Source organism: Streptomyces sp. NPDC052721, from assembly GCF_040678315.1.
Lineage (GTDB): Bacteria > Actinomycetota > Actinomycetes > Streptomycetales > Streptomycetaceae > Streptomyces.
Map to the genome: position 1 here is coordinate 15,325 of NZ_JBFATL010000033.1, position 17,419 is coordinate 32,743.

Sequence of the window (17,419 nt, forward strand, 5' to 3'; positions counted from 1 at the left end):
ATTGTCAGACCCCGCCCGTAGAGTCGAAGACGTCTGATCCGACGCACGGGCGGGAGGTGGCAGGACGTATGAGCGGCACGGCTGCGGTGGCCGAGCGCACGGGGGGTTCCCGGGAGACGGGGACCGGGCACCCGGTCCCGGTGCGCCTCGCGTCCGTCTACCTGCCCGCGCCCCTGCCGCGCCAGGGCCGCCTCGCCTTCTGGGACCCCGCCGGCGACCCGCTGCCCACCGCGAGCGGGGGCGACCCCGAGGAGCTGACGGTCGTACGACGGCACGGCGCAGGTGTGCGCCGCCGGCAGGTGCCCGCGCTGACCCTGCCGCTCCCCGAAGCCCTGCCGCTGCTGGTCCGCGCCCGGCGAGACCCGGCCGCCCACCCGGCCACCGCCTGCTGGGGCGCCGCCGCCCTGCACGCGCTGCGGCTCGTCGCCCGCGGCCGGCTGCTGCCGGGCCTGACCCCGGCCGGCCACGACGCCTGGCGGGCCGGCCCGCTGGAACCCGACGACATCGCCCACCTCCGCGCCATCGCCGCCGCCCTGCCCCCCGAGGGCCACGCCGTGCCCCTCCCCGGCCCGGGCGCGCTCCGGCTGCCCGAGCCCGAGGCTCTGATCCGCTCCTTCCTGGACGCGGTCGCCGACACCCTGCCCCGCACCCCCGCGGCCCCCTGCACCGTCGGCCGGCCCTTCGCCGCCCGCGAACCCCAGACCCTGCCCGCGGCCCACGCGTGGGCGGCCGAGGTCGCCGCCGGGATGGACGCGGGCGTCCGGATCTCGCTCCGCCTGGACCTGTCCGCGTACGACGTCTTCGACGCCGGCGCCGACGAGGGCGCCCGCGCCGCCGGAGCGGCCGTCGTCCAGGTGCACAGCCTCGCCGACCCCACCCTGGTGGCCGACGCGGCGGCCCTGTGGGCGGGCGAGGCCGACGAGGCGTTCGGGCCCCGCGCGCGCGTCGACGCGGCCCTCGCCGTGCGGCGCGCCGCACGGGTGTGGCCGCCCCTGGACCGCCTCGCCGAGCAGGACGTCCCCGACGTCCTCGCCCTGTCCGAGGAGGAGGTGGGCGAGCTGCTCGGCGTGGCCGCCTCCCGGCTCGCCGCCGCCGGGGTCGCCGTGCACTGGCCCCGGGACCTCGCCCGCGACCTGACCGCCACCGCCGTGGTCCGCCCGGCCCCCGGCTCGGCGACCGACGGCACCGGGTTCTTCGAGAGCGAGGACCTGCTCCGGTTCCGCTGGCAGCTGGCCCTCGGCGGGGACCCGCTCAGCGAGGCCGAGATGGACACCCTCGCCGAGGCCCACCGCCCGGTCGTACGGCTCCGGGACCGCTGGGTGCTGGTCGACCCCGCGCTGGTCCGCAAGGCCCGCAAACGCGAACTGGGCCTGCTGGACCCGGTCGACGCGCTCGCCGTCGCCCTCACCGGCACCGCCGAGGTCGACGGCGAGACCGTCGAGGCCGTCCCCGCCGGTGCGCTGGCAGCCCTCCGCGACCGGCTCACCGCGGGCCTGCGCCCCGCCGACCCGCCCCCCGGCCTGCGCGCCACCCTCCGCGACTACCAGCTGCGCGGCCTGGCCTGGCTCGACCTGATGACCTCGCTCGGCCTCGGCGGCTGCCTCGCCGACGACATGGGCCTCGGCAAGACCGTCACCCTCATCGCCCTGCACCTGAAGCGGGCCCGCACCGAGCCGACCCTCGTCGTCTGCCCGGCCAGCCTCCTCGGCAACTGGCAGCGGGAGATCACCCGGTTCGCGCCCGGCGTCCCCGTCCGCCGCTTCCACGGCCCCGAGCGCACCCTGGACGGCGTGGACGGCGGCTTCGTCCTCACCACGTACGGCACCATGCGCTCCACCGCGGCCCGCCTCGCCGAACAGCCCTGGGGCATGGTCGTCGCCGACGAGGCCCAGCACGTGAAGAACCCCTACTCGGCCACGGCGAAGGCGCTGCGCACGATCCCGTCCCCCGCGCGCGTGGCGCTGACGGGCACCCCCGTGGAGAACAACCTCTCCGAACTGTGGGCCCTGCTCGACTGGACCACCCCCGGGCTCCTCGGCCCGCTGAAGTCCTTCCGCGCGCGGCACGCGCGGGCGGTGGAGAACGGCGAGGACGAGGAAGCGGTGCAGCGCCTGGCCCGGCTGGTCCGCCCCTTCCTCCTGCGCCGCAAGAAGTCCGACCCCGGCATCGTGCCCGAGCTGCCGCCCAAGACGGAGACGGACCACCCGGTGCCGCTCACCCGGGAACAGGCCGCGCTGTACGAGGCGGTGGTGCGCGAGTCGATGCTGGCCATCGAGACGGCGCAGGGCATGGCCCGCCGGGGCCTGGTGCTGAAGCTCCTCGGCGCCCTGAAGCAGATCTGCGACCACCCGGCGCTCTATCTGAAGGAGGACGCGCGCCCCGACCGCCTGGCCGCCCGCTCCGGCAAACTCGCCCTCCTGGACGAGCTGCTGGACACGCTGCTCGCCGAGGACGGGTCGGCGCTCGTCTTCACCCAGTACGTCGGCATGGCCCGCCTCCTCACCGCCCACCTGTCCGCCCGCGCGATCCCCGTCGACCTGCTGCACGGCGGCACGCCGGTGCCGGAGCGCGAGCGCATGGTCGACCGCTTCCAGGACGGCGAGACGCCGGTGCTGGTGCTGTCCCTGAAGGCGGCCGGCACCGGCCTGAACCTCACCCGTGCGGGCCATGTCATCCACTTCGACCGCTGGTGGAATCCGGCCGTGGAGGAACAGGCCACCGACCGCGCGTACCGCATCGGCCAGACCCAGCCGGTGCAGGTCCACCGCCTGGTCACCGAGGGCACGGTGGAGGACCGGATCGCCGAGATGCTCGCGTCCAAGCGGGCCCTGGCCGACGCCATCCTCGGCTCCGGCGAGGCGGCCCTCACGGAGCTGACCGACCGCGAACTCTCCGACCTCGTCTCCCTGCGGAGGACCCCGTGACACCCCCGCCCCGCCCTGGCGACGCCGCCCGCCGGGCCCTCCGAGCGGCCCGCGAACGAGCGGAGACCGAGCGGGCTCGTACGGCGGGGGCGACGCGGGACACGCCGAAGGAAACGGCTTCCGAGCCGGCTGAGGGCCCGCAGGCCTCCGCCGCGGAGGCGACGGCTCACACGGACAGCGGGGACGGGACCCGGCCTGGGGTGGGACCGGGGCTTTCTGGCGACGGGGCGGAGCGCGGTGACGAGGTGGCCTCGGTGACGGCCGGCGGTGAGGGGGAGCCGGGGGATGTGCCGGGAGCGGTGCTTTCCGGTGGGGGTGTGGCCGCGCTGGGTGGTGGGGTGCGCGGGGTGCCGTCTGGGGGTGGCGCGGAGCCGGGCGGTGCGGTGTGCGCGGTGACGGCCCGCGGTGAGGGGGAGCCGGGGGATGGGGAGCCGGCCGGGCGTTCCGGCACTCCGGGGGCCAGGCCCGGCGATGTGGCGCGTGCGGCTCTCAGGGCCGCTGTCGCCACGCGCCGGGGTGAGGGCGTACCGCCGACGGCTGCTGGTTCGGCACCGGTGTCAGACGCCGGTCCGGTGGCGGATGGAAGCTGCGAGGAGGCCGCACGTCCTGGAGCGGGCTCCGGGCGGGAAGCGGGCTCGGCTGAGGCTGGTGCGGAGGGTGCGGGGCCGGCCGGTGCCACGGGCGGGCGTCCTGGCGATGCCGCCCGGGAGGCGCTGCGCGCGGCCCGGCGGGAAGCCGACGCGCTGCGCGCGCAGGCGGCGGAACCCCGGCGTGAGCAGCGGGCACCGGCGCGTAATACCGGTACCGCCACGCCGCGCACCTCGCCCGCAGCCGGGCAGGAGACCTCGGCCGCCAGGGCCAAGGCCGTGCAGGACATGCGGCACTACATGGCGACCGCCTTCCGCATGCCCACGTGGGCGGAAACCGCCGAGGAGCCGGAGGAGCACGCCTCGCCCACGCCGACCGAACCGACCCCGTCGACGCCTGCGTCAGCACCGCCACCCTCGGCGTCCGAGCCTTCGTACCCGGTTGCTGCCGCGCAGGCCCCTGCCCTCCCACCGGAGCCTCCGGCCTCCCTGCCGCCCGCGCCTTCGCTGCCCGGTCCTTCCGACGAGGCGTCCCGAGCCGTTCCCTCGGCCCCGTCCGCGTCGGCGCCCACGCCCGCGCCTTCGACGCACACGTCCGTCCGCCCCGGCCCAGCCCAGCCGTTCGCCCGCTGGACCCCGTCCGCCCGGCCCACCCCGGCTGGGCGTGCCCCGGCGCAGGCTGGTCCGTCCGCGCCCTCCGCCTCCTGGGACTCGGCCGCTTCCCCCGCGCACCCTGACTCCGACACTCCTCCCCCTCCCGCCGCCCCGCACATACCGCCGACCATGGCCGCACCCCACCGTGACACCGAACTCCGCCGTACCTTCCCGGCGTTCGCTGCGCGTGAGACGGCCGGTGCGGACGGCTCGTTCGCCGGGACCTGGTGGGGTAACGCCTGGGTCGGGGCGTTGGAGCAGGGCGCGTTGGACGCGAAGCGGCTGGCGCGGGGGCGGGGGTACGCGGACCAGGGGCATGTGGACGCCATCACCGTCACCCCGGGACTCCTGCTGGCGTACGTGCGCGGAAGCCGGCCCCGGCCGTACCGCGTGCAGGTGCGGGTGCGGACGCTGGAGGACGAGGACTGGGAGAGGTTCCTGGACGCCGCGGCCGACCGGCCGGGGCACATCGCGGCCCTGCTCGACAAGGAGCTGCCCCAGTCGCTCGCCGACTGCGGGGTGCCCCTGCTGCCCGGCCCCGGCGACCTCGCCCCCCGCTGCAGCTGCCCCGACTCCGGCCACCCCTGCAAGCACGCCGCAGCCCTCTGCTACCAGACCGCCCGCCTGCTGGACGCCGACCCCTTCGTGCTGCTCCTGCTGCGCGGCCGGGGCGAGAAGGAACTGCTCGACGCGCTGTCCCGGCGCAGTGCCGCCCGAGCCGCCCGCGCCGCCCAGGAACGCCGGCCGCAGACGCTGCCGGGCGTCCGTGCCGCCGACGCCCTCGCTCCGCGCGAACTGCCGCCGCTGCCCCAGCCGTTGCCGGTGCCGCCGCACCCCGAGCAGCCTCCGGTGTATCCGTCGGCGCCCGGCGGACCGGACCCCTTCGCGCTGGACCAGTTGGCGACCGACGCCGCCGCTCGCGCCCACGCCCTGCTCGCCACCGGACGCGACCCGGTCGGCGAGCTGACCCTGTGGCAGGACGCGGTACGGCTCGCCGCGGCCCGTCCCGGCTCCGGGCTGACCGCGGCCACCCGCACGCTGTACGCCACGCTCGCCGACGCCGCCCACCGCACCCCGGCCGATCTCGCGCGTGCCGTCGCGGCCTGGCGGCAGGGCGGCTCGGCGGGGCTGGCCGCGCTGGAGGAGCCGTGGGACCCGCCGGCCGGCCGCTTCGACCGGGCCCGCCCGCTGCTGCTCGCCGCCGATCTGCCGGCGTTCCGTCCCTGGCGCAACCGTCTCACCCACCCGCGCGGTCACGTCCAGCTCCGCCTGGGCCGCGACGGCCTGTGGTACGCCTACGAGTCGGACCCCGGCCAGGACGACTGGTGGCCCCGCGGCACTCCGGATCTCGACCCGGTCGGCGCCCTGACCGGCCTGGGCATACCCGACGACGCGATCTGAGCGACACCCCCCTTCCTCAGGGGCGTTGCCGCAGGGCCGTACCCGACCGCCGCCGGCCGTATGCCAGATGCGGCACATGCCGGCCCAGAGCCACCGCTTCGATCAGGAGGACCGCGCTCATGGCAGCGGCCCACCCGGCGTGGCGGCGCGGTGACCTGGACGGACTGGACCGCGACGGGCAGCGCAGCCGTGCCCTCTTCCGTGAACTGGGCGACCGCTGGGGCGAGTTGCAGACCGTCTCACCGCTCGCCGCGCTCGCCGAGATCAAGGGGGAGTACGCGCAGGCGGCCCACCGTCAGCACGAAGGGCTCCAGATCGCCCGGGAGTTGTGTCCGGAGGCCGAGGTGTCGGCGCGGCTTTCCGGGCTCGGCCGCCTCGCGCTGCTCGCCCACGACTTCGACCGCGCCCGCGCACTGCACGAGCAGGCCCGCCGGATCGCCGTCGAACAGGGCTACAAGTACGGCGAGATCCACGCCGACATGGGTCTGGCCCTCGGCGCGCGGCGCTCCGGCGACCCCGACGCGGCCGAGGCGCACCTGCTGCGCATCCGCGCCGCCCACGCCGACGTCTCCTCCCCGGCCGGGGACCACCTCCTGCACGCCGAACTCGGCTTCCTCGCCGAACTCCGCGGCGATGCCGCCCGGTCCGCCGCCCATCACCTGCGCGGCCTGCGGATCGCCCGCTCCCTGGACGAGCCCCGCGCCCTCGCGCTCTCCCTGGAAGGGCTCGCCGGGACGGCCGCCCTGGCGGACACCGGTCCGGGGCCACCTGCGCGGCCCTGCTCCTCGGCACCGCCCACGCGGCGCCCGGCAGCGTGGGCGCACCCCTGCCGCCCGCCGAGCGCGGCGACGTCGACCGCGTCACCGCCGCGGCGCAGGCGGTCCTGGGCCCGCGCGCCTTCACGGAGGCGTTCGAGCGCGGCGAGCGGCTGACCCCCGCCGAAGCGGAGGAGCACGCACGCACCACCCTGGCCGGGCTGACGGACCAGGCCGCCTGAGCCCGCCGACGCGGTGCGTGACGTTTCCTGACAGCAGCTCTGCTCACCCCCGGCGAGGTGGTACGCCCCGGCCCGTCGGGTACCCGGTCGTCCGAGGGAGCCCAGGGAGCGATGCACATGGTGAGGAAGGCGGGGCCGGGAACGGAAGGCCGGGCCCGGGCCGAGCGTCTGCGCCGTACGGCGGCGGACGTCTTCGGCTGGGAGCACCTCCTGCCGGAGCAGCTCACGGCCATGGAGTGGGTGCTGCAGGGCCATGACACCCTGGTCGTCATGCCGACGGGCTCCGGCAAGTCGGCCGTCTACCAGGTGCCGGCGCTGCTGCTGCCCGGCCCGGTCGTCGTGGTGTCACCGTTGCTCGCGCTCCAGCGGGACCAGATCGCCGGTCTCCCCGAGGGCGACGACGCCCCGGGTGCCGTCGCGGTCAACTCGGACCTGGGTGCGGCGGAGACCGAGGCGGCGTGGGAGGACGTACGGTCGGGCCGGGCCCGTCTCGTCTACCTGGCACCGGAGCAGCTCGCCCGGGACGACGTCGTGGACGCGCTGGCCGGGGTGGGTCCGGCCCTGTTCGTGGTGGACGAGGCCCAGTGCGTCTCCTCCTGGGGACACGACTTCCGCCCCGACTACCTGCGCCTGGAGCAGGCCGCGCACCGTGTCGGCAGACCGCCCGTGCTGGCCCTGACCGCGACCGCCGCCCCGCCCGTGCGCCGGGAGATCGCCGAGCGTCTGGGCATGCGCCGGCCCCGGCTGATGGTCACCGGATTCGACCGGCCGAACATCCGGCTGGAGGTCCGCCGCTTCCTCGACGAGGACGAGCGACGGCAGGCCGTGATCGAGCGGGCCGCCGCCGAACCCAAGCCCGGCATCGTCTACGCGGCGACCCGGAAGGACAGCGAGGCGTACGCGGCCGAACTCGCCTCGCTCGGGCTGGCCGCCGAGGCCTACCACGCCGGACTGCGCGCCGCCGAACGCGCCCGCGTCCACCGTGCGTTCCTGGCCGGTGAGACCGACGTCGTCGTGGCGACCTCGGCGTTCGGCATGGGCATCGACAAGGAGGACGTACGGTACGTCCTGCACGCCTCGCTGCCCGGCTCCCTGGACGCCTACTACCAGGAGATCGGCCGCTGCGGCCGGGACGGGCACCCCGCGCTCGCCGTGCTGCACTACCGGGCGCGGGACACCGGGATGCAGACGTACTTCGCGGGCAGGACCCCGGGGCGCACGACCCTGTCCCGGGTGGCCGAGGCCGTCCACCGCCGTCGCGGCAACCCCCCTGACCTGGAGGAGCTGCGCAAGGAGACGCGGCTGTCCCGGAAGCGGGTCACCGCCGCGGTCAACCTCCTGGAGGAGGCCGGAGCCGTCACCACGGCGGAGGGCGGCGCGGTGCGCCCCGCCGAGGGCGTGCCGTCCGGCCGGGCGGTGGAGCGAGCGGAACGGGCGGCCGAGGCACACCGCCGTACCGACCGGTCACGGGTGGACATGGCGCGCGCCTACGCGGAGACGACCGGCTGCCGACGGCACTTCCTCCTCGGCTATTTCGGCGAGGCGTACGAAGCCCCGTGCGGGAACTGCGACAGCTGCGAGGAAGAGGCCACCCGGGCGGGCGGTGGCGCCACCCGCGACCAGCGGCCCGCGCATCCCACCGCCGCCTCCTACCCGACCGGCACCGAGGTACGGCACGAGAAGTGGGGTGAGGGCACAGTGCTCAGCGAGGAGCCGGATCGCATCACCGTGCTGTTCGACCGAGCCGGGTACCACACGCTCTCCCTGGAAGCCGTGGCGGACCACGGCGACCTGCTCACCGTCCTGCGCCGACCCGGCGAGGAACGGCCGGAGACCTGACCTGACGGCGGAGCCGGGGGCCGGAGCCGACCGGAGTTCCGGGCCGCCGAGCGCGCTGTCAACCGGACTGGCCCGGCCGGGGGAACCACGCGCCCCGGGGGCGTCCACGGGTGGCCGGAACGTATCGGTGGTGGCCAGACTCGATGACGGACCTGGGCTCGTCGTCCGCGGCGGGGGTACCCGCGGGCGCACGAGTCGCCCTGCATCAGGAGGCACCCGCATGACCTTCAACCCACTGGAGCAGCGGGGTATCCCGCTGGACCGGCAGCTGCGCAGTTGGCGTGAGCTGAACGTGCAGCCCATCGACCCCGACCGCTGTGACCCGTACACCCGGTGCCGGATCATCACGATGAACGGGATCGAGGTGGAGGCGATCCTCTTCAGCCACCAGCTCGCCCGCAACACGGTCGACCCGGACGTCAAGCGGCAGCTGGCGCGGACCCGGTACATCGAGGCCCAGCAGCAGAAGGTGGTGAACTGGCTGCTGCCGGGCGTCTCCTCGGTGCTGGAGACGACCATCGCCTACGAGCAGGTCGCCGTGGACCTGACGGCGTGGGTCGCGCGCATGGAGCCGGACCCTTATCTGAAGCAGGCGTACCAGTTCGGTGTGCTGGAGGACTTCGACCACCTGTACCGGTACGCCAACCTCTACGAGATGATCGAGCACCGCAAGGCGGAGTCGATCGTGGACAACCTCACCGAGGTGATGCCGGGCAGGCCCACGCGGTTCCACCACCGCGATCCGGTCGACAACGTCCGCGACCCGTACGACAAGAACACGACCGACCCGCTGTCGAAGCTGCACGCGCTGACGATCATGTCGGCGGAGCAGCAGACGATGAACTTCTACATGAACACCGGCCCCACCTACATGGAGCCGATCGCCCGCCAGCTCTACCAGGAGATCGGGCTGATCGAGGAAGAGCACGTCACGCACTACGAGTCCCTGGTCGACCCGGGCGAGACGTGGTGGGAGCAGCTGGTCAACCACGAGTACAACGAGTGCTACCTGTACTACTCGTTCATGGAGCAGGAGAGCGACCCCCGGGTCAAGGCGATCTGGGAGCTGCACCTGAACATGGAACTGGAGCACCTGCACACGGCCTGTGACCTGATGCGCCGCATCGACGGCCGTGAGCCGCAGGAGGTCCTGGCCCCGGAGCTGCCTAACGTGCTCACCTTCGAGCCGAACAAGCAGTACCTGCGGGAGCTGCTGGACACCCAGATGGACCTGACGACCCTCGGCGCGGGCTATGTGCGGGAGGCCCACGAGCGGTTCGAGAAGATGCAGGAGCAGATCCACGGCGGCGAAGCCCCGTCGAGCGACCGGGTCATGGCCGAGCACGACGCCATGTTCGGCCGCGAGTACCGCGTCCAGACCGAGGGCGAGCACCCCGACCCCGCCCAGCGCGAGAAGTGAGGCCGCCGGAGATGCCCGCACCGCACACGCCCCAGGCCGGCGACGACCAGGCCCCCGACATCGACGTGGTCGGCCTGCTGATGCGCCAGCACGGCGACATCCGCAACCTCTTCGACGAGGTCGAGGCCACGACCGGCGAGGAGCGCCGCGACGCCTACCGCCGCCTGGTCCGTCTGCTGGCCGTGCACGAGACCGCCGAGGAGGAGGTCGTCCACCCCTTCGTCCGGCGCGCGGTGGAAGGTGGCGAGCAGATCGTCCGGGACCGCCTCGCGGAGGAGAAGTCGGCCAAGGAGACGCTCGCGGCCATGGACGAGATGGACACCGACGACCCGCAGTTCCTGCCCCGGCTGATGAAGCTGCGCACCGACGTGCAGGAGCACGCCCGGGCCGAGGAGCGCTACGAGTTCGCGCACATCCGGCGCAGCACCGACGTCACCAACCTCGCCGCCATGGCCAAGGCCGTCAAGGCCGCCGAGGCCATCGCCCCCACCCGGCCGCACCCCGGCGTCGAGTCCGCCGCGGCCAACGTGGCCCTCGGCCCCGTGGCCGCCCTCATGGACCGCACCAAGGACGCCGTCCGCAAAGCGATGGGCAAGGACTGAGAGGCGGACGCCGGACGGCGACGGCGAGGATCGCGGGATCCCGGGCTCGGGCCCGGTGATCCCGCGATCTCACGTCCGATCGCTCACGTCCGATCGCGGAACGCGGTCAGCCGCGACCGGGCGCGTACGACGTCGACATGCCGCGCCGTGCCTCGGACGACTCCGCCGCTCGGGCGGCCGCGCTGGCGGCGAGGGCCAGCAGGAGGGCCAGCACGCCGACGATGACGTTGTTCACGATCGTCTTCGTCGTGCTGACGTTGCCGGCGACCACCCACGGCGCGATGATCGCCCACAGACCCAGAGCACAGGATGCCCAGGCCATGCTGTGGGTGCGTTCGTAGGCGCGGCCGAATCCGCCGCTCATCAGGACCGCGTAGGCGATACCGGTGAGCAGGTTGGTGACCGCCAGGGTGGACAGATTGTTGAAGCCCGTGATCCACGGCGATGCCGCGAGGTAGAGACCGGTCAGCAGCGCCATGGTCTCGATGGCCTGGCCTTTGGGCGTGCTCGTGGCGCGCTCGGCCATCTCGTGCCGAAGGCGCATGTCGACGAGGTCGGGGTGCGTCTCCATGGACGGCCTGGGGGAAGTGGTCATGGTCTTCACCTTCGGAGGGTGTAGTACGTCCTGACTTCCGCGAGTACCCCGATCCGGGCGCGCAACCTTGGACGAAAGGGACGATACGCCGCCGGGCGCGTCGTGCCTGTTCACGGCACCCCCCGGACACCCTGGACGCGGGCCGGCGGAGCGTTCCGCTCCGCTCGCGCCCCGCGAAACCCCGATTCCCGCAGGTGATCACTCAGGGCCGCCACCGGTGGGAGGCGGTCGCGGGCGGCGGCCCAGACGTCGAGGCCGGCGAGGGTGATGCCCGAGGAGGCGCCCATGAGACCGTCGGCCAGCCGCCGAGCACCCGCAGAGGGCCCGCGGCAGCCGATCCGATGACGCCGCCGAGGAAGGTGCTGACGACCAGACCCGTGTTCAGCCGACTGCGTGCCGAACAGGGAGGGCGAACACCCGGGCCTGTCCCAGCACGCCGATGCTTTGCGCGGCGATGTCGAGCACGATGACAGCGAGGAGCAGCCCGACCCCAGCCGTGCGAGTGCGGTACCGCCCCGGCCGTGCGGTGGCGCCGGCGCGCCGTGCGGCGAGGACGCCGGCCAGGCCCAGCAGGCCGATCCGGCTCGACGAGCAGGAGAACGGCGCGGCCGTCAGCAGGTAGGGCGTCGACATCGAGAACAACGGGAAACTCCGAGGCACCCGCGGCCCGGACGGCCAGGGCCGCGGGTGCCGCGCGATGGCGCGCCACAGGGGTGAGACCGATCCCAGCAGGCGCGGACAGGGCACGGGTTCACGCGGTTCCAGGGGCGGGACGACCGCGCGGAGCACGGCGGCGAACGATCAGCCCCGCCGCCTGTCAGCGCCGCTTCAGCACAGCGCGCCGAGCCAGCGCGGGGGAGCAGAACGCTCCCGTGCGGGTGGGCGCCACCTGGGCGTCCCGGACCGCTTGCGTGGCGGACACGTAGCCCCCGCTGCCCGCCTGTCCGGATGCGGGTGACTCATGGCCGGACCGAGGCGGCGCCGGACACCGGGTGGTCGGCAGTGTGGAGTCGACGGCGACCGCGCGGCACACGACCCCGCTGGGTTTGGGAGGAGGTCGCGATCTGTATGGGTGACCGGCACGGGCCGGGACGGTCCGAGCAGGAGGACCCGCTCGCAGGCGAATGGGAGAGGCATCAACCCGCGGTCTTCGGTGTGGCCTACCGGCTGCTGGGGAGTGTGGCCGATGCCGAGGATGTGGCCCAGGACGTGTGGCTGCGGGCGGCCGGAGCGGATCTGCGCGGCATCGCCGATCTGCGGGCCTGGCTGGTGACGGTGGCCGCGCGCCGGTCGTACGACATTCTCAGGAGTGCCCGTTTGCGCCGGGAGACCTATGTCGGACCGTGGCTGCCGGAGCCGCTGCTGACAGGGGCGGACGCGTCGCAGCCGGTACTCGTCGACGAGTCCGTCAGTTCGGCGATGCTCCTGATCATGGAAGAGCTGAGCCCGCCGGAGCGGGTGGCCTTCGTCCTGCACGATGTCTTCGGTCTTGAGTTCGGCCGGATCGCCGAAGTGCTGGACGTCTCCGTGCCGGGTGCACGGCAGCTTGCCTCGCGGGCACGACGGCGGGTGGCCAAGGCGAAGGATTCCACGCCGCAGGCGTCGAAGACGGAGCGCGAACGCGTCCTCACGGTCTTCCGCGCCGCCTACCAGGCCGGGGACCTGGCCGGCCTGGTCAGGCTCCTTCACCCGGACGCCGTCTACGTCACCGACGGCGGCGGCAGGGTCTGCGCGGCACGCAAGCTCATACACGGCGGCGAGCGCGTCGCCGGGGTCATGGTGCGTACGGGGCGCCAGTGGCACCCGGACCGTATCGACTTCGCCGAGGTCGGCGGGGAACTCGCCCTCGTGTTCCACCGGGAAGGCCGGGTCTACTCCGTCGACACGGTCCAGATCACGGACGGTCTGATCACCGCGTACCGCAGGGTCATCAACCCGGACAAACTCGTGCGCGTCCGAGCTGTCACACCCGGAGGGGCTACCTCGTCTCCCTGACGAGTACGCACGACGGGCGACGAGGGACTGCGCGAGCAGGTGAGATCGATCATGCGGAACGGCATACATCTCCCTGCTGCCTCTTCCCGATGACGAGCCGCTGTGAGCCCGTGCGTGAACGGGCTGCGCGCTCGAGTCGCCCCTCCCAGTAAGGACCTGTATGCAAGCCATCACCGTTCGAGACCGTGACGCCGGTCTTGCCGGGATGTCCCTGACGGACATGCCCTACCCCCATGCGGCCGAGAACGACGTCATCGTGCGGGTGCACGCCGCGGGCTTCACCCCCGGAGAGCTGGACTGGCCGGCCACGTGGACCGACCGCGCCGGCCGCGACCGGACGCCGAGCGTGCCGGGGCACGAACTCTCGGGTGTCGTCGTAGAACTCGGGTACGGCACCACCGGCCTGAGCGTCGGACAGCGGGTGTTCGGCCTGGCCGACTGGGCCCGCGACGGCACCCTCGCCGAGTACACCGCGGTGGAAGCCCGCAACCTCGCCCCGCTGCCGGCGGACATCGACCACACCGTGGCCGCCGCACTGCCGATCTCCGGGCTCACCGCCTGGCAGGGCCTGTTCGACCACGGCCGTCTCACCACGGGCCAGACCGTCCTGATCCACGGTGCGGCGGGCGGCGTCGGCTCCATCGCCGTACAGCTCGCCCGCGAGGCCGGCGCGCGCGTCATCGGCACCGGCCGGTCCTCCGCCCGGGAAAGAGCGCTCGCCCTGGGCGTCGACACCTTCATCGACCTGCAGACCGAGAGGCTGGAGGAGGCCGGCGAGGCCGACGTCGTGTTCGACGTGATCGGCGGCGACATCCTCGACCGCTCGGCCGCCCTGGTCCGCCCCGGTGGCACGCTCGTCACCATCGCCATGCCGCCCAAGGTCCGGCCCAAGGACGGGCGGGCGGTCTTCTTCGTCGTCGAACCCGACCGCGCCCGGCTCACCGATCTCGCCGCGCGCGTGAGGGACGGCCGGCTCAAGCCGGTCGTCGGTGCTGTGCGGCCGCTCGCCGAAGCACCCTCGGCGTTCGCCCCCGGCAAACGCACCCCGGGCAGAACGATCATCCACGTCACGGAAGACCGAACAGGAGACCGATCATGATCGGAACGCGGATCGCCGGCGGCTTGCTGGCCGTCGCCACGCTGGGCGCGGCCACGGCCTGCTCGACCTCCGACCAGCCCGGCCACGCCAAGAGGCCGACCGCGGCCGTGGCCTCGCCTGCGGCCATGGCGTCGACACGCCCCGCCGAAACCCTCAGGCCGCTGCTCCAGCAGGCACTTCCGAATGTGAAGGGCAAGACGTTCACCTCGGTGATCGTCGACTTCCCGCCCCACGCACGCGCGATGCCGCACCGGCACGGCCAGGCGTTCGTCTACGCGTACGTCCTCGAAGGAACCGTGCGCAGCCGGCTCGACGGCCAGCCCGTGCGCAGCTACCACCAGGGCGAGAACTGGGTCGAGGAGCCGGGTGCCCACCACGTCCTCACGGAGAACACCAGCCCGACCGAACGGGCCGAGCTCCTGGTCGTCTTCGTCTCCAACACCGGAGAGAAGCTGAAGGTCGACGACCCCACGTCATAGACGCCCGAAGGGCGCGGCGCACACCACACCAACGAATCGAAGGAACCATGACAGACACCCAGCGCGTCAACATCGGCGAGCAGCACCCGACCGCCTACAAGGCCCTCATCGCCCTGTCGTCGGAGGTGGGCGAGGCCGCCACCGCGGCGGGCCTCGACCCGCTCCTGGTCGAGCTGCTGAGGATCCGCACCTCCCAGATCAACGGCTGCGCGTTCTGCCTGCGCATGCACACCCGCGACGCCCTCCGCAAGGGTGAGAACCCCGACCGGATCGCCGTGCTGCCCGGATGGGCGGAGACCGGCTACTTCTCCGAGACCGACCGCGCCGCCCTCCGCCTGACCGAGGCGATCACACGCGTGCCGGACGGACACGTCAGCGACGAGGACTACGACGCCGCCGCTGCCGTACTCACCGCGGACCAGGTCTCGGCCATCGCCTGGCTGGCAACGGTGATGAACGCCTTCAACCGCGTCGCGATCACCAGCCGGTACCCCGTCGGCGGCTGACCTCCAGGGTGACACCGGATGAGGGAACCAGCCGGGGCGGTTCGTGCGAGCTGCCCCGGCTCCCACAAGCCCGCTGCGCGCGCTGAACGCGGCGGTGTCCGGTTCTCGACGGTCCGCGGTAAATGCCTGGACTGAGAAACTCGGCGGACGGGAGACTTCCGACTTCCGAACCTCCGGGAGTGTGATGGGGACAACAGATACGCCGGGGCCGACGCCGGGCCGGAGCGCGGTCGTTCTGGCGCTGCGCCGTTACGGCCGGGAACTGCTGCGACTACGACGGCTGACCCTGCCCGCGCTGCTGTTGCCGGCCGTGGGCAACATCGGCATCCGCTACGTCGCCCCCCTGCTGATCGCCAAACTGGCAGGACAGGCCGCCGACGACGGCGGTCTCTCCCTCAGCTCGGCGCTGCCGTACGTGCTGGGCTTCGGCGTGACGCTGCTGCTCGCCGAGGCCGTGTGGCGGATCGGGCAGCACTGCCTGAACCGCGTGGACGCCCTCGGCATGGAACACCTGTACGTGAGCGGCATGGACGAACTCCTCGCCAAGGACGCCGCGTTCTTCCACGACAACTTCGCCGGCTCCCTGACCAAACGGGTGCTCAGCTACGGCAAGCGCTTCGAGGACTTCGTCGACACGGTGACGTACCGGATCGTGGGCAGTCTCGTCCCCCTGGTGTTCGGTGCCGTCGTGCTGTGGCGTTACGAACCGGTGCTCGTCGCCGGCCTTCTTGTGATGATCGCGCTGACCGCGGTGGCCGCGACGCCTCTGATCCGTCGCCGGCAGCGGCTCGTCAACGACCGTGAGGCGGCGATCGCCCGGGTCTCCGGCCACGTCGCCGACAGCCTCATGAACATGGAGACCATCCGGGCGTTCGCGGCGGAGCGCCGGGAGGCCGGGGAACACCGCAGCCGTGTCGCGGACTCCCGGCGTCTGACGCTGAGGTCGTGGGACTACGGCAATCTGCGCGTCGACACCCTGGTCGCCCCCATGTCCGTGCTGACCAACGTGCTGGGTCTGTTGGTCGCCATCGCCTTCGGTGGCTCCGGTCAGGGAGTCGAGGAGGTCGTCGTCACGTTCACCTACTACTCCAACGCCACACAGATCATGTTCGAGTTCAACCAGATCTACCGGCGTCTGGAAAGCTCGATGACCGAGGCCGCGCAGTTCACGGAGCTGCTGCTGGATCCGCCCACCGTGCTCGACCCGCCGACACCCGAACAGCTCGCACCGCGGGACACCGGCATCCGCTTCGAGGCGGTGACCTTCGCCCACACGGGGACGAAGCCGATTTTCCAGGGACTCGACCTGGACGTGCCCGCCGGCGCACGGATCGGCCTGGTCGGCAGGTCCGGCGGAGGCAAGACCACGCTCACCCGGCTCCTGCTGCGGATGTCGGACATCGACGACGGACGCATCCTGATCGGAGGCCAGGACATCAGCCGGCTGCGCCAGACCGACCTGCGCTCACTGATCGCCTACGTCCCGCAGGAACCCGCCATGTTCCACCGCAGCCTGCGGGACAACATCGCCTTCGCCCGGCCCGGCGCCACCGACGAGGAGATCCACGCGGCGGCCGCGGCCGCGCACGTCACGGAGTTCGCCGACCAACTCCCCGACGGCTTCGCCACTCTGGTGGGGGAGCGGGGAGTCAAACTCTCGGGCGGCCAGCGCCAGCGCGTCGCCCTCGCCAGGGCCATCCTGCGCGACGCCCCGATCCTGCTGCTCGACGAGGCGACCAGCGCGCTGGACTCGGAGAGCGAACTCCTCGTCCAGGACGCCCTGTGGCGGTTGATGGACGGACGTACGGCCCTCGTGGTCGCCCACCGCCTGAGCACCGTCGCCGGCATGGACCGTCTCGTCGTCCTGGACCGCGGAACCGTCGTCGAGCAGGGCACCCACGAGGAACTCCTCGCGGCGGACGGCGCCTACGCCAGGCTGTGGCAGCACCAGTCGGGCGGCTTCCTCGGCGAGAGCACCGAGTCGACCCTCGGACGCCCGGCCCCGGAAGCCGGTCTCGACGGGCTGCCCGGACCGGCCGACCCGGCATCGGACGGGGACCGCAGGACGTCGTCGCACGCTCGTACGGGCACCGGGTCCACGTGACCGCGTCGGTTCCCGCAGCGGCGTTTCCGGCCAGCATGTAGGCGTCGTGCCCTTTCTGCGGCCGGGTGACGGTGGCGGCGATCTCCGAGGCACGTCCGACGAGTTCTGCGAGGAAAGGGGTCAGCGTCGCCCGCGCGGCGGTGAGGTCCCAGAGAGTGGGATCGGCGGTGACGGCCTGAGTCGCCGCCTCCAGCAGTGCGGTCTGAGCGCCGGCGCT

At 73.3% G+C, this 17,419-nt stretch carries 12 protein-coding genes and 1 pseudogene; 11 read left to right on the forward strand and 2 right to left on the reverse strand.

The genetic code is table 11. The features are described 5' to 3' along the window. The first annotated feature begins 68 nt into the window (after positions 1 to 68). The 6 genes and pseudogenes from AB0L21_RS27510 (at position 69) to AB0L21_RS27535 (ending at position 10,424) form a co-directional block, all read left to right on the forward strand. On the forward strand, positions 69 to 2,924 hold the full coding sequence (locus tag AB0L21_RS27510) for a DEAD/DEAH box helicase (protein WP_365787046.1): 2,856 nt from the start codon (positions 69 to 71) through the stop codon (positions 2,922 to 2,924). An 887-nt stretch (positions 2,925 to 3,811) separates the two neighbouring features. Beyond that, positions 3,812 to 5,566: an SWIM zinc finger family protein gene (locus AB0L21_RS27515; protein ID WP_365787123.1), complete on the forward strand. Its 1,755-nt coding sequence runs from the start codon at positions 3,812 to 3,814 to the stop codon at positions 5,564 to 5,566. 146 nt (positions 5,567 to 5,712) lie between these two features. Beyond that, positions 5,713 to 6,563 (forward strand): annotated as a pseudogene (locus AB0L21_RS27520) (AfsR/SARP family transcriptional regulator); the annotation flags it as partial. A 117-nt stretch (positions 6,564 to 6,680) separates the two neighbouring features. Beyond that, positions 6,681 to 8,402 (forward strand): RecQ family ATP-dependent DNA helicase, encoded by a 1,722-nt coding sequence (locus tag AB0L21_RS27525; protein ID WP_365787124.1) that lies wholly within the window; start codon positions 6,681 to 6,683, stop codon positions 8,400 to 8,402. 220 nt (positions 8,403 to 8,622) lie between these two features. Further along, complete coding sequence (locus AB0L21_RS27530) at positions 8,623 to 9,822, forward strand: hypothetical protein (protein WP_365787048.1); 1,200 nt, start codon at positions 8,623 to 8,625, stop codon at positions 9,820 to 9,822. Between the two features lie 11 nt (positions 9,823 to 9,833). Next, a complete protein-coding gene (locus tag AB0L21_RS27535; protein WP_365706208.1) occupies positions 9,834 to 10,424 on the forward strand; it encodes a hemerythrin domain-containing protein in 591 nt (196 codons plus the stop codon). A 106-nt stretch (positions 10,425 to 10,530) separates the two neighbouring features. Here the strand turns inward: AB0L21_RS27535 and AB0L21_RS27540 are convergent, their stop codons facing one another. Together AB0L21_RS27540 and AB0L21_RS27545 are read right to left on the reverse strand one after the other, a co-directional pair. Next, the gene (locus tag AB0L21_RS27540) at positions 10,531 to 11,019 is read right to left on the reverse strand and encodes an SPW repeat protein (protein ID WP_365706210.1); all 489 of its coding nucleotides are present in this window, start codon (positions 11,017 to 11,019) and stop codon (positions 10,531 to 10,533) included. 381 nt (positions 11,020 to 11,400) lie between these two features. Then, the gene (locus tag AB0L21_RS27545) at positions 11,401 to 11,652 is read right to left on the reverse strand and encodes a hypothetical protein (protein ID WP_365787050.1); all 252 of its coding nucleotides are present in this window, start codon (positions 11,650 to 11,652) and stop codon (positions 11,401 to 11,403) included. A 435-nt stretch (positions 11,653 to 12,087) separates the two neighbouring features. On the opposite strand from AB0L21_RS27545, the gene sigJ reads away from it, so the two are divergent. The 5 genes from sigJ (at position 12,088) to AB0L21_RS27570 (ending at position 17,202) form a co-directional block, all read left to right on the forward strand. Further along, positions 12,088 to 13,014, forward strand: coding sequence for an RNA polymerase sigma factor SigJ (gene sigJ / locus AB0L21_RS27550; protein WP_365706214.1), 927 nt, complete (start codon positions 12,088 to 12,090; stop codon positions 13,012 to 13,014). 160 nt (positions 13,015 to 13,174) lie between these two features. Next, positions 13,175 to 14,113 (forward strand): NADP-dependent oxidoreductase, encoded by a 939-nt coding sequence (locus AB0L21_RS27555; RefSeq protein WP_365706216.1) that lies wholly within the window; start codon positions 13,175 to 13,177, stop codon positions 14,111 to 14,113. Beyond that, positions 14,110 to 14,592, forward strand: coding sequence for a cupin domain-containing protein (locus AB0L21_RS27560; RefSeq protein ID WP_365787052.1), 483 nt, complete (start codon positions 14,110 to 14,112; stop codon positions 14,590 to 14,592). Before AB0L21_RS27555 ends, AB0L21_RS27560 begins: the two co-directional genes overlap by 4 nt. A 47-nt stretch (positions 14,593 to 14,639) precedes the next feature. After that, entirely contained in the window at positions 14,640 to 15,098 is a 459-nt protein-coding gene (locus AB0L21_RS27565; protein WP_365706220.1) for a carboxymuconolactone decarboxylase family protein, read from the forward strand. A 184-nt stretch (positions 15,099 to 15,282) separates the two neighbouring features. Next, the gene (locus AB0L21_RS27570; RefSeq protein WP_365787054.1) at positions 15,283 to 17,202 is read left to right on the forward strand and encodes an ABC transporter ATP-binding protein; all 1,920 of its coding nucleotides are present in this window, start codon (positions 15,283 to 15,285) and stop codon (positions 17,200 to 17,202) included. The last annotated feature ends 217 nt before the right edge of the window (positions 17,203 to 17,419 follow it).